Annotated in this window: 14 protein-coding genes and 6 tRNA genes; 11 read left to right on the top strand and 9 right to left on the bottom strand. The window is 74.4% G+C overall.

Going from position 1 to position 10,775, the window contains the following annotated elements; translation table 11 throughout:
• Positions 1 to 1,041, bottom strand: a 1,041-nt coding sequence (locus tag IE225_RS24155; protein WP_190059808.1) for a serine/threonine-protein kinase, incomplete at its 3' end; no start/stop codon positions are given.
• Between the two features lie 196 nt (positions 1,042 to 1,237).
• Between IE225_RS24155 and IE225_RS24160 the strand changes: the two genes are divergently transcribed.
• The 4 genes from IE225_RS24160 (at position 1,238) to IE225_RS24175 (ending at position 3,413) form a co-directional block, all read left to right on the top strand.
• The gene (locus IE225_RS24160; RefSeq protein WP_190059706.1) at positions 1,238 to 1,513 is read left to right on the top strand and encodes a DUF8836 family protein; all 276 of its coding nucleotides are present in this window, start codon (positions 1,238 to 1,240) and stop codon (positions 1,511 to 1,513) included.
• A gap of 195 nt (positions 1,514 to 1,708) precedes the next feature.
• Entirely contained in the window at positions 1,709 to 1,918 is a 210-nt protein-coding gene (locus IE225_RS24165; RefSeq protein ID WP_190059707.1) for a hypothetical protein, read from the top strand.
• Between the two features lie 160 nt (positions 1,919 to 2,078).
• Positions 2,079 to 3,011 (top strand): phosphotransferase family protein, encoded by a 933-nt coding sequence (locus IE225_RS24170; protein ID WP_190059708.1) that lies wholly within the window; start codon positions 2,079 to 2,081, stop codon positions 3,009 to 3,011.
• 126 nt (positions 3,012 to 3,137) lie between these two features.
• Positions 3,138 to 3,413, top strand: a complete 276-nt coding sequence (locus tag IE225_RS24175) for a TFIIB-type zinc ribbon-containing protein (protein ID WP_190059709.1) — start codon at positions 3,138 to 3,140, stop codon at positions 3,411 to 3,413.
• A 52-nt stretch (positions 3,414 to 3,465) separates the two neighbouring features.
• Here IE225_RS24175 and IE225_RS24180 read toward each other — a convergent pair.
• The 5 genes from IE225_RS24180 to IE225_RS24200 form a co-directional block, all read right to left on the bottom strand.
• A tRNA-Val gene (locus IE225_RS24180) sits at positions 3,466 to 3,537 on the bottom strand.
• Between the two features lie 42 nt (positions 3,538 to 3,579).
• Positions 3,580 to 3,651: transfer RNA gene (locus IE225_RS24185), tRNA-Val, on the bottom strand.
• 34 nt (positions 3,652 to 3,685) lie between these two features.
• Positions 3,686 to 3,757, bottom strand: a tRNA-Val gene (locus IE225_RS24190).
• Between the two features lies 1 nt (position 3,758).
• Positions 3,759 to 3,832: transfer RNA gene (locus tag IE225_RS24195), tRNA-Cys, on the bottom strand.
• A 38-nt stretch (positions 3,833 to 3,870) separates the two neighbouring features.
• A tRNA-Gly gene (locus IE225_RS24200) sits at positions 3,871 to 3,943 on the bottom strand.
• A 211-nt stretch (positions 3,944 to 4,154) separates the two neighbouring features.
• Between IE225_RS24200 and IE225_RS24205 the strand changes: the two genes are divergently transcribed.
• The 3 genes from IE225_RS24205 to IE225_RS24215 all read left to right on the top strand — a co-directional run bounded on the left by IE225_RS24205 (position 4,155) and on the right by IE225_RS24215 (position 6,913).
• Positions 4,155 to 5,195 carry a chorismate-binding protein gene (locus IE225_RS24205; RefSeq protein ID WP_190059710.1) on the top strand — a complete coding sequence of 347 codons (1,041 nt, stop codon included), beginning with the start codon at positions 4,155 to 4,157 and terminating at the stop codon, positions 5,193 to 5,195.
• Positions 5,196 to 6,017 (top strand): aminotransferase class IV, encoded by an 822-nt coding sequence (locus IE225_RS24210; protein WP_190059711.1) that lies wholly within the window; start codon positions 5,196 to 5,198, stop codon positions 6,015 to 6,017. It abuts the gene before it with no gap.
• A gap of 71 nt (positions 6,018 to 6,088) precedes the next feature.
• Positions 6,089 to 6,913 (top strand): GNAT family N-acetyltransferase, encoded by an 825-nt coding sequence (locus tag IE225_RS24215; RefSeq protein ID WP_190059712.1) that lies wholly within the window; start codon positions 6,089 to 6,091, stop codon positions 6,911 to 6,913.
• Positions 6,914 to 7,062: 149 nt separating this feature from the next.
• Here IE225_RS24215 and IE225_RS24220 read toward each other — a convergent pair whose 3' ends face one another.
• Positions 7,063 to 7,584, bottom strand: a complete 522-nt coding sequence (locus IE225_RS24220; protein ID WP_190059713.1) for a DsbA family protein — start codon at positions 7,582 to 7,584, stop codon at positions 7,063 to 7,065.
• A gap of 228 nt (positions 7,585 to 7,812) precedes the next feature.
• On the opposite strand from IE225_RS24220, the gene IE225_RS24225 reads away from it, so the two are divergent.
• Both IE225_RS24225 and IE225_RS24230 read left to right on the top strand, forming a co-directional pair.
• The gene (locus tag IE225_RS24225; protein ID WP_190059714.1) at positions 7,813 to 8,256 is read left to right on the top strand and encodes a hypothetical protein; all 444 of its coding nucleotides are present in this window, start codon (positions 7,813 to 7,815) and stop codon (positions 8,254 to 8,256) included.
• A 125-nt stretch (positions 8,257 to 8,381) separates the two neighbouring features.
• Positions 8,382 to 8,567: a hypothetical protein gene (locus IE225_RS24230; RefSeq protein WP_190059817.1), complete on the top strand. Its 186-nt coding sequence runs from the start codon at positions 8,382 to 8,384 to the stop codon at positions 8,565 to 8,567.
• Between the two features lie 113 nt (positions 8,568 to 8,680).
• On the opposite strand, the gene IE225_RS24235 is transcribed toward IE225_RS24230, so the two are convergent.
• Together IE225_RS24235 and IE225_RS24240 are read right to left on the bottom strand one after the other, a co-directional pair.
• Complete coding sequence (locus IE225_RS24235; protein WP_190059715.1) at positions 8,681 to 9,241, bottom strand: CGNR zinc finger domain-containing protein; 561 nt, start codon at positions 9,239 to 9,241, stop codon at positions 8,681 to 8,683.
• Between the two features lie 333 nt (positions 9,242 to 9,574).
• On the bottom strand, positions 9,575 to 9,988 hold the full coding sequence (locus tag IE225_RS24240) for an SsgA family sporulation/cell division regulator (RefSeq protein WP_004002642.1): 414 nt from the start codon (positions 9,986 to 9,988) through the stop codon (positions 9,575 to 9,577).
• 191 nt (positions 9,989 to 10,179) lie between these two features.
• Here IE225_RS24240 and IE225_RS24245 point away from each other — a divergent pair, with 191 nt between their 5' ends.
• Positions 10,180 to 10,632, top strand: a complete 453-nt coding sequence (locus tag IE225_RS24245) for a TIGR02611 family protein (RefSeq protein WP_190059716.1) — start codon at positions 10,180 to 10,182, stop codon at positions 10,630 to 10,632.
• A gap of 54 nt (positions 10,633 to 10,686) precedes the next feature.
• A tRNA-Val gene (locus IE225_RS24250) sits at positions 10,687 to 10,758 on the top strand.
• The last annotated feature ends 17 nt before the right edge of the window (positions 10,759 to 10,775 follow it).

Raw genomic sequence — 10,775 nt, forward strand, 5'->3', positions numbered from 1 at the left:
GCGGGGCGCGGCACCACCGCGCGCGGACGCCGCGCCCCGCGCCGGGGTGGGCCGCCGGGCCGCCGGGGTGCTTGGCGCGCCCGCCGAGCGCCCCCCGGAGGAAGCCGGGGCGCGCCGCCGTTCCCGCCGGCCGGGGTAGGTGTCGGCGAGCCGCCCGGTGGGCCGGTCCGCCTCCGCGGCGCGCGGCGCGGGCGGGCGGACGTCGCTCAGGTCCTGCGCCTCGCGCACGGCGATCTCCTTCAGCCGCAGCGACAGCTGCAGCGTGCTGGGCCGCTCCTCGGGGTTCTTGGCCAGACACGCCCGGATGAGCGGGGCCAGCGCGTCCGGGACGCCGTGCAGCTGCGGCTCCTCGTGCACCACCCGGTACAGCATCACCTCGGAACTGCCGTGCCCGAAGGGCGAGTCGCCCGTGGAGGCGTACGCCAGGGTCGCCCCGAGCGAGAACACGTCCGTCGCCGGGGTGACCGCGGCGCCGCGCACCTGCTCGGGCGCGAGGAAACCGGGCGAGCCCACCGCGGTGCCCACGTGGGTGAGCGTGGAGGCGCCCGTCGCCCAGGCGATGCCGAAGTCGATGATCCGCGGCCCCTTCGGGGACAGCAGGATGTTGGACGGCTTCAGGTCCCGGTGCACGACCCCCGCCTCGTGCACGGCGACCAGGCCCTCGGCCAGGTCGGCCCCGATGGCGGCGACCTCCGCCGCGCTCAGCGGGCCCTCCTCGGCGACCTTGTCGTGCAGGGACGGCCCGGGCACGTACTGCGTGGCGAACCACGGCCGCTCCGCCTCCAGGTCCGCCGCCACCAGCCGTGCCGTGCACCCGCCCCGGATCCGCCGCGCCGCCGACACCTCGCGCGCGAACCGCGAACGGAACTCCTGGTCCTCCGCCAGGTCCGGCCGGATGACCTTCAGCGCGACCCGCTGGCCCTTGCGGTCGGAACCGAGGTAGACCACGCCCATTCCACCCGCGCCGAGCCGTCGGTGAAGCCTGAACGAGCCGACGACGCGCGGGTCCTCGCGCCTCAGGCGCATCATCGCCATGTCCATCCCCGCTGCCCGGTCCGTGTGACGAGCCACAGCTTACGTTTCCGCGGCCCGCCGCGCGCAGAGGCCGCGCCCTCTCGTCCGGGCGGATTGTCGGTACCCGGTGCGAGACTTGAGGAAAGGCCGGGAAGCGTGCGGGCGGGCGGCTCCGGGAGCGGGCATGATCACAACCGCCGTTCACGGAAGGGGGATCGGGCGCGTGAAGGGCGACCGGGTGGAGATCGTCGTGGACGCCGGGGACACGACGCGGACGTACGAGGTGGTGGCGAGCCGGGCCGGCCGCCGGGTGGAGACGGCGGTGCGGCGCGGAGTGGTCGAAGTGAGCGAAGTCACGCGCAACGGGAGCGTGGTGCGTACCGCCCGCTTCATGGCGAACCGGGTGCTGGCCCTGGTCGAGCAGCCGGTGCCGCGCGAGGACAGCTCCGAGAGGCCCGGACGGACCGGACACCCCGTCGGGGAAGACCCTGAGTCTTAGGGCTGCGTCTCCACCCAGGGGAGTAGCCCGCGGGGCGCGGCTCCTCCTCCGGGAGGCCCGCCAATCGGTACGAGGGCATGACGCCCGTTCCCCGTCGCGCGCCCAGAATGGAGGTCGAGCGGCGGGTGCGGCACTCGTCCCCCGAGGTCGGGCACCCGCCGCTGCCGACGACCACGACGGCCGGGAGGAGGAGCCATGGCGCACACCGCACCGCGGGCGCAGCCGCGCGTTTGGGGGCACAGGGCGTACACCGCCGTGTTCCCCGCACGCCGCACGGGCCGCCGCCACCCGCTGGTGGCCACCCTGATGGCTCTTCCCCTGGCCCTGCTGCTGCTCCTGGTCTGCGACGGCTGGGAGACGGTGGCCGCACAGGCGTCGTCCGTGGGCGCGATGCTGGGGCGCTGAGCGGCGACCCCAGACCCGGAAGAGCGGTCCGGGTGGGGACATCGGCCCGGAAAACCCCGTGGGGACGGGGGTGCGGCGGACGGCACAATGCCGGCGCAGCTGGGGAGCTGCGCCGGCATTACCTTTGCCCCCGGCACCCGCACCCACCCCGAGGACCCCGGTGAGCTCCGACCTCCTGCGCCGACTGGCCGCCCGCGCCGAGGCGGCCGCCCACGCCGGCCCGGCCCGCTGCCCCTGCGGCGGCACGGCCACCCTCGCCGACCGCCCCGACGCCACCGTCGTCCGCCACGCCGGCACGGTCGCCAAGGCCCACGCCCCGGGCACCGACCCCGCCGAACTCGCCCTGCGCCTCGCCACCGCCGCCCGCCTCCCCGACGTGCTGCTGCCCCCGCTGCGCCCCGAGCCGGTCACCGTCGACGACCGCCTCGTCACCTTCTGGCCCTACGGCGTCCCCGTCGACCCCGACGCCCCGCAGGCCGCCCCCTGGGAAGCCGCCGCCGCCCTCCTGGCCCGCCTGCACCGCACCCCGGTGCGCACCCCGCTCCCGGCGATGCGCGGCCCGGCCAAGGCCGCCCGCGCCCTCGCCCGCCTGCGCGCGGCCGGCCCGCATCCGGCCGCACCCCCGGTGCTGCGCGCCTGGGCCGCCCTGCCGGCCTGGGCCCGCGCCGAGGCCCCCCAGCCGGACGCCGCCACCCTCTGCCACGGTGACCTCCACCTCGGCCAGCTGGTCCGCCACCCGGCCCCCGACGGCCCCTGGCGGCTCATCGACGTCGACGACCTCGGCACCGGTGTCGCCGCCTGGGACCTGGCCCGTCCCGCCGCCTGGTACGCCTGCGGCCTGCTGCCGCCCGAGGAGTGGACCCGCTTCCTGGACGCCTACCGCGCGGCCGGCGGCCCGGCCGTCCCCGCGGCCGGCGACCCGTGGGCCGCCCTGGACGTGCCGGCCCGCGCGCTGACCGTGCAGACCGCCGCCCTGGCGATCGTCAGGGCGGCCGCCGCGCGCCGCCCGCTCGACGAGGTGGAGCAGGCGGTGGTCAACGCCTGCGCCCGCATGTCCGCCCTCCCGCCGCGGCCGGGCCACGGCGGCGCGTAGGGTGCAACCGACCGCGGCCGGACGGAGTCTGTGCTGGCGAGATCAGAAAACGGCGACGTCCGAAAACGGTGACGGAACCACGGGCGGACGACGAGCCGCACCGACCGGCGAGGAGTGGAGAGCTTCATGCACTGTCCGAAGTGCCATGCCCCGATGCACACCTACAACCGCAACGGCGTCCAGATCGAGCAGTGCAGCGGCTGCCGCGGCATCTTCCTCGACTACGGCGAGCTGGAGGCGCTGACCCGCCTGGAGGCCCAGTGGTCCCAGCCCGCGCCGCCGCCCCCCGGCGCCCCGCACGCCTACCCGGCGCCGCCCGCGCCCGCCTGGGGCGCCCCGCACGGCGGCCACCACGGCCACCACCGTCACAAGAGCTTCGGGCACATGCTGTTCTCCAGCTGACCGGCCGGGCCACGCGAAAGCCCCCGGCCGCTGGGCCGGGGGCTTCGGAGTGTGGACGATACTGGGATTGAACCAGTGACCTCTTCCGTGTCAGGGAAGCGCTCTCCCGCTGAGCTAATCGTCCTCGGGGGCCACGCCCGCCCGCGGGCGGACCGTGGATGCCGCGTGCGCGGTACTGGGATTGAACCAGTGACCTCTTCCGTGTCAGGGAAGCGCTCTCCCGCTGAGCTAACCGCGCGATGATCCTTGCGGATCGGGCCCTGAGGGGCCAGTGGACGATACTGGGATTGAACCAGTGACCTCTTCCGTGTCAGGGAAGCGCTCTCCCGCTGAGCTAATCGTCCATGGAGGTGGAGACGGGATTTGAACCCGTGTAGACGGCTTTGCAGGCCGTTGCCTCGCCTCTCGGCCACTCCACCAGGAGCCCAGAGGACCAGGTGGCCCCCTGTTTCCTTCGAGCGGACGACGAGGCTCGAACTCGCGACCTCAACCTTGGCAAGGTTGCGCTCTACCAACTGAGCTACGTCCGCCTGTCGTTCCCGGTCGGCTTCCGCGTCCGGCGACGTGTTGAACTGTAGCGGATTCCCGGGCCAGTACAAAAACGCGTTTGCGCAGCGTGCTGCGCCGCATCCGGCCGGCGACCCGGCCGGGCGGGTGCGCCACGGACGGCGGCCGGCCTCACCTGCCGTCCCGGCGACACCGCGGGACGACCCGCGCGACACCCGTCCTAGACTCGACGCCGTGCTCGATCTGCCTGCTCTCGCCCGGTTCGGCGACCGCGTCGCCACGGACCTGATCGACGTCACCGACGACCCGGCGGCCCTGGACTCCACGGGCTTCTGGGCCGTGTGCGCGGACTTCGAGGGCCGGGTGACCTGCGCCCGCTTCCGGGACGTGCGGCACGAGCCGGTGCCCGCGCCGGCGCCGGGACGGTGGCGCGGACCCGCGGTCGGCGACTGGACGTCGTCGCTGGACCGCGCCGCGTACACGGCCGGCGTCCGGCGCATCCGGGAGCACATCGCGGCCGGCACCGTCTATCAGGTGAACCTCTGCCGCGTGCTCTCCGCGCCCCTCGCGCCCGGCGCCGACATCGACGCCCTGACCTCCGTCCTGGCGCGGGGCAACCCGGCACCGTACGCCGGAACGATTCGCCTGCCCGAGCGGGGCGTGGAGATCGCCACCGCGTCCCCGGAGCTGTTCCTGCGCCGCGCCGGGCGCGTCGTCGAGTCCGGACCGATCAAGGGCACCGGACGCACCGAGGCGGACCTGACGGAGAAGGACCGGGCCGAGAATGTGATGATCACCGACCTGGTCCGCAACGACCTCGGCCGGGTCGGCGTCACCGGCAGCGTCACCGTGCCCGACCTGTGCGCCGTCGAGAAGCACCCGGGCCTGGTCCACCTCGTCTCCACCGTCCGCTGCGAGCTGCGCCCGGACGCCGGCTGGCCCGAGCTGCTCCAGGCGGCCTTCCCGCCCGGCTCGGTCACCGGCGCGCCCAAGTCCAGCGCGCTGCGGATCATCGACGAGCTGGAACCGGTGCCGCGCGGCCCGTACTGCGGCGGCATCGGCTGGGTCGACGCCGACCGGGGCACCGGCGAGCTGGCCGTCGGCATCCGCACCTTCTGGATCGACCGCGCCGCCGGAGCGCTCCGCTTCGGCGCCGGCGCCGGCATCATCTGGGACTCCGACCCGGAGCGGGAGTGGCGGGAGACGGAACTGAAGGCCGCCCGGCTGCTGAGGGTAGCGTCGGGAACGTACGAGTTCGGCGGAGAGGGGCTTTAGGTGAAGATCTGGCTGGACGGCGGGCTGCGGGACGCGGAGGCCGCCCGGGTCTCGGTGTTCGACCACGGTCTGACCGTGGGGGACGGCGTCTTCGAGACGGTCAAGGCGGTCGACGGCAGGCCGTTCGCGCTCACCCGCCACCTGGAGCGGCTGACCCGCTCGGCGCGCGGCCTCGGCCTGCCCGAACCGGACCTCGACGAGGTGCGCCGCGCCTGCGCCGCCGTACTGGAGGCCAACCCGATGCCGCTGGGCCGGCTGCGCATCACCTACACCGGCGGCCACGGCCCCCTCGGCTCCGACCGCGGCGAGCAGGGCCCCACCCTCGTCGTCGCCCTCGGCGAGGCCGCCCGGCGCCCCGACACCACGGCCGTCGTCACCGTGCCCTGGACCCGCAACGAGCGCGGCGCCCTCGCCGGGCTGAAGACCACCTCCTACGCCGAGAACGTCGTCGCCCTGGCCCGCGCCCACGAGCGGGGCGCGTCCGAGGCGCTGTTCGGCAACACGGCCGGGCGGCTGTGCGAGGGCACCGGGTCCAACGTCTTCGTCGTCCTGGACGGCGAGATCCACACCCCGCCGCTCGCCTCCGGCTGCCTCGCCGGCGTCACCCGCGCCCTGACCATCGAGTGGACCGGCGCCAAGGAGACCGACCTGCCGCTGGAGGTGCTGCGGCGCGCCGACGAGGTCTTCCTCACCTCCACCCTGCGCGACGTGCAGGCCGTGCACCGTGTCGACGACCGCGACCTGCCGGGCGCACCCGGCCCGGTGACCGCGAAGGCCATGCGGATCTTCGAGGAGCGCGCGGCGGACGACCTCGATCCCTGACCGGCGGCCGGCGCACGCCGAAGCCCGGCCCCCCGCTCACCAGGTGATCGCCGCGGGGTAGAACAACGGTGATGACCACGACCCTGCGGCCGGCCGAGCCGCTTCAGCATCACGCGGACGGGACCCGTTCGCGGCGCTACCGGGTGTGCGTGAACAGCCGCCCGGTCGGAGAGATACACCTCGGTACCTCCGCCGCGTTCGGCGACTCCGTCGCCCACATCCTGGACCTGCGCATCGACGAGCCCGACCGGGGACGCGGCCGGGGCACGGTGGCGGCCCTCGCCGCGGAGGAGGTGGCGCGCGACTGGGGCTGCCGCCAGATCGAGACGTCCGTCCCGGGCGACGCCGAGGCGGTTCTGCGGTTCGCCACGGCACTCGGGTACGTCGTACGCAACCGCGGCATGGAGAAGCAGCTCGGCGACACCCCGCCCGAGCTGCCCGCCGGCACCAGCGCCCGCCCGATGACCCCACAGGAGTTCGGGGTCTGGCAGGCCCACGAGTCGGAGCAGTACGCGCGCACCTGGATCGAGCGGGGCGTGCCGGAGGCCGCGGCGTACGCCAGGGCCCGGCGCGACCACGAGCAGTTCCTGCCCCTCGGGGCGGCCACCGAGAACACCCTGTTCAGCGTCCTGGAACACGAGGGCACCCGGGTGGGCACCCTGTGGGTCTCACTGCGCGAGACCAAGGCGTACGTCTTCGACGTCGAGGTGGACGCGGCCCACCGCGGGCGCGGCCACGGGCGCAGCCTGATGCTCCTGGCGGAGCGCCAGGCCGTCACCGCGGGCAGGCGCGTCCTCGCCCTCAACGTCTTCGCGGGCAACACCCCGGCGGAGCGGCTGTACGAGTCGCTGGGCTACCGGACGACGCGGTACATGCTGTACAAGCCGCTGCTGTAGGGACACGGCCCCTTCCCAGTGCGGGCTTCCCTTCCCGGCGCGGGTTCGGAAGGGGGACCCGGGCCGTGCGCGGGCTCGGAGCGGGAGGCTCCGGCGGATCCCCGGGGCCTCGCGCCCCGGGGCAGGCGGCTCGGGTCAGGCGGCCCGGGTCAGGCGCCCCGCTCCGCCAGCAGGCGGTCCACGATCTCCTCGATGCGCGCGCGCAGGCCCTCCTGGCTCCTGCCGCCGTCGAGACGCTCGCCGCCGACGACGTACGTCGGGGTGCCGGTCACGCCGATCGCCTGGCCCTCGGCCTGGTCGGCGTCCACGGCCAGGATGTGCCGGCCGTCCACCAGCGCGGTGTCGAACTCCTCGGCGTCCAGACCGAGTTCGCGGGCCACCTCGACCAGCACCGGCTCGCCCCGCCGCTCCAGCTCCTCGACCCGGGCGAGCACGGCCTCGACGTACGGCCACAGCCGCCCCTGCTCCGCGGCCTCCTCGGCCGCCTGCGCGGCGGCGAAGGCGTGCTGGTGCTTGGCCAGCGGGAAGTGCCGCAACCGCAGCTCCAGACGGTCGCCGTAGCGGTCGCGCAGGGCACGGACGTCGTCCAGGGCGGTGCGGCAGTCCGGGCACTGCAGCTCGCACCACACGTCGAGGACGAGGGCGGGGCGGGCGGGGGAGTCGTCGTTCATGCCCACCAGTCTCCCAGGTCGCACCCCGCCCGCCGCACCCGGACCGGGGCGTGCGCGGCGACCCCTCCCCGCGGACGAGACGACCCGTACCCACGGACGAGACGACCCCGAGACGACCCGGAGATGTCCCTGATGTCCGCCCGGAGCATGGCATCCCGGGCATCGGGAGGTGCAGCATGGAGGAGTGGGACGCACCACCGCCGCCCGCCGAGCCCGCTGGAGGACCGGATGATTGCCGAGACCGTCTGCTCCGCCGTGTCCGCGGCCGGCCTGGGCATCGCGGCGGTCACCGCGTTCCGCCGGCGCTTCCTCGCCGCGGCCCGCATCGCCGCCTACTCCCTCGTCCCGATCGGCCTGGTGATGACCGGTGTGGTCGGCTGGCTCGCCGACACCGCGCTCAGCCCGACCGCGTGGGCGGGCTTCGGCGTGCTGGGCGCCGCCTGGCTGCTGTTCGCCTCCACGCGCGCGGTGGAGCGCCGCCGCCGCGGCACCCGCGAGGAGCGCGGGGCCGCCCGCGCCGCACAGCGCGAGGCCGTGGCCCCCGGCGCCTCCTCGGCGGCCGCCGTCTCCGCCGGCACCCGCACGGCCCCCCGCCTCGCGCCCCGGGCCGACGCGCACTCCGTGGACGACTTCAGCGACATCGAGGCCATCCTCAAGAAGCACGGCATATGACCGCCCGGCGGTGCGTCACAGCGGGTCCGTGACGTGGCCGGAAACGATCAGTACCCGATCCGACCCGAACCGGACATCGCGGAATTCGGCGAACTCCCGGAAGATCGAGGCGTGTTGATCGCGTCATGGGCGCCGGCTGCGCCATCATCGCCCGCGAGATGCTGGACACCACACAGAGCGAGGCCGCGCCGCCGCAGGACGAGCCGCGCGGATGCCTCTTCGCCCTCTCCCAGCCGCCGCTGATGATCTTCCTGGCGGTGATCGGGTGTCTACTGCTCGCGGCCGCGTTGCACGACCTGCTGTTGCTGTGAGCCGTACCCGCCGTCCCCTGCGCCACCCGCAGGCGGGCGGCGGCGCCCCACCCTTCCCGAACACTTCACGACCACCCGGCCTGCGCGGCCGACCGCCGCCGCCGGGGCGCCGGTCAGCTCGCCGCCTCGCGACGGCGGGCCCGGTACGCGGCCACGTGCAGGCGGTTGCCGCAGGTGCGGCTGTCGCAGTAGCGGCGGGAGCGGTTGCGGGAGAGGTCGACGAAGGCGCGCCGGCAGTCGGGGGCCTCGCAGCGGCGCAGCCGTTCCCGCTCCCCGGCCACCACGAAGAACGCCAGCGCCATCCCGCAGTCGGCCGCCAGGTGGTCGGCGACGGAGGCGCCCGGGGCGAAGTAGTGCACGTGCCAGTCGTAGCCGTCGTGGTCCGTCAGGCGCGGGGTGGTGCCCGCGGCCGCCACCAGCTCGTTGATCAGCCCGGCGGCCGTCCGCGCGTCCGGGGCGGCGAAGATCCGCGCGAACCGCTCGCGCACCCGGCGCACCGCGGACAGGTCCAGCTCCGACAGCGCCCCGACATCGCTGATCTCGTGCTCCCGTACGAACCGCTCCAGCGCCGGGACGTCCGGGAGTCCGTCCGCCGCCGTGTCGTCCTCCGGCGCGGTGTTCACCAGATCCACCACGGTGTCGAGGGCGCACCGGGTGTCGTGGGTGATCAGCACGTTTCGCTCCCTGGCCTGGGGGTCGGGCCGACGCCCGCCGATGGTGGCCGATGGTAGTGGCTGCCCGCGCCGCCGCACCGGCACTCGCCGCTGCCCGTGGAACGACACGGCGTCCCCCAAAGTTCCACCCTCCGCGACCGCACCACCCGGTCACGGAGGGTGAGCGCACCGCGCCCGGGTGGAAAGCGACCGGCACCGCCCGCGACGCGGAACGGTGCCGGCGGCTGCCGTTATGCGGTTGTCCTGGCCCGAGCCGTCTCCCCGAGTGGACGGCACCGGGCTGTCTGCGTGGGGGGCTCGCCCCCTGGGCCTCGACCTCGGGCCTTGCCCGGCCTAGCTCTCCGCGAGGATGTGCGAGAGCTCCTGGTCGAGATCGAAGTGCCGGTGCTCCGTGCCCGGAGGAACGGCGGCGTCCGTCCGCTTCAGGAAGGACTCCAGAGCCCGCGCCGGTGCCTCGAGCAGTGCCTCGCCCTCCGGGGAGCTCAGGGCGATGCACACGACGCCCTGACCATGGCTGCGCGACGGCCAGACGCGGACGTCGCCGGTGCCTGTGGGACGGTGGAGCCCCTCGGCCAGGAGGTCGCGGGCGAACACCCACTCGACGGTCTCCTCGGCTCCGGTGTGGAAGGTGGCGTGCACGGCGTAGGGGTCGGCCGTGTCGTACCGCAGGCCTGCGGGGACAGGCAGGGAGGACTCGCTCGACACAACGAGGCGCAGGTGCAGCTCGCAGCTGACCGTGGTGTTCATAAGCGCCAGGGCCTTTCGCTCAGTGTGCGCTCGGGGATTCGCACGTCGGCGAAATCGACATGCCACCTACGGTGCCGTTGTAAACCCCTCTGCGGGGTTTGCGTGCCTTTATGTAACTCTTCCGGCCCAGAGTCTCTTCGAGGGATACGACCATTTCGGTGACCGGTTTCGCTCCGGTAGGGTTTGGTCGTATGAATACGGGGAGTAACCGGTTCGGCGAGGGTGCCGTGGCGGCCGACGGCGAACGGACCGACGGGGCGAAGAGCACCCGCGGCCTCGGGTCGCGGGCACCGGAATTCGTCAAGGCGCGCCGCGCGCTGCACCTGAGCTGGCAGGTCGGCGTCTTCGTCGTCGGCCTCGCCGTCGTGGCCGCCGGGGTCGTCATGCTGCCGCTGCCCGGGCCCGGCTGGGTGGTGATCTTCGCCGGCATGGCGCTGTGGGCGACCGAGTTCGTCTGGGCCCAGCTCGTGCTGCGCTGGACCAAGCGCAAGGTGACCGAGGCGGCCCAGCGCGCCCTCGACCCCCGGGTGCGGCGGCGCAACCTCGTCCTCACGGCGATCGCGCTGGTCGTGGTGGGCACCCTGCTCGGGATCTACGTGTGGAAGGTCGGCTTCGTCATGCCCTGGAAGATCGAGGAGCAGTGAGCCTCCCGTGGTCACAGGCACCCCCTGACATGGGGTAATCTTCTTCCTGCGCCCGGGCGATTAGCTCAGTGGGAGAGCGCTTCGTTCACACCGAAGAGGTCACTGGTTCGAACCCAGTATCGCCCACCGCCCGGCACGGCGGC

It is taken from the genome of Streptomyces echinoruber, assembly GCF_014651135.1.
GTDB classification, from domain to species: domain Bacteria; phylum Actinomycetota; class Actinomycetes; order Streptomycetales; family Streptomycetaceae; genus Streptomyces; species Streptomyces echinoruber.

Bases quoted from the DNA above. Each gene is read 5' to 3' on its own strand.
- IE225_RS24165 (WP_190059707.1), top strand. From the start codon at position 1,709: ATGGCGCACACCGCACCGCGGGCGCAGCCGCGCGTTTGGGGGCACAGG.
- IE225_RS24175 (WP_190059709.1), top strand. From the start codon at position 3,138: ATGCACTGTCCGAAGTGCCATGCCCCGATGCACACCTACAACCGCAAC.
- IE225_RS24215 (WP_190059712.1), top strand. From the start codon at position 6,089: ATGACCACGACCCTGCGGCCGGCCGAGCCGCTTCAGCATCACGCGGAC.
- IE225_RS24220 (WP_190059713.1), bottom strand. From the start codon at position 7,584: ATGAACGACGACTCCCCCGCCCGCCCCGCCCTCGTCCTCGACGTGTGG.
- IE225_RS24225 (WP_190059714.1), top strand. From the start codon at position 7,813: ATGATTGCCGAGACCGTCTGCTCCGCCGTGTCCGCGGCCGGCCTGGGC.
- IE225_RS24230 (WP_190059817.1), top strand. From the start codon at position 8,382: ATGGGCGCCGGCTGCGCCATCATCGCCCGCGAGATGCTGGACACCACA.
- IE225_RS24240 (WP_004002642.1), bottom strand. From the start codon at position 9,988: ATGAACACCACGGTCAGCTGCGAGCTGCACCTGCGCCTCGTTGTGTCG.
- IE225_RS24245 (WP_190059716.1), top strand. From the start codon at position 10,180: ATGAATACGGGGAGTAACCGGTTCGGCGAGGGTGCCGTGGCGGCCGAC.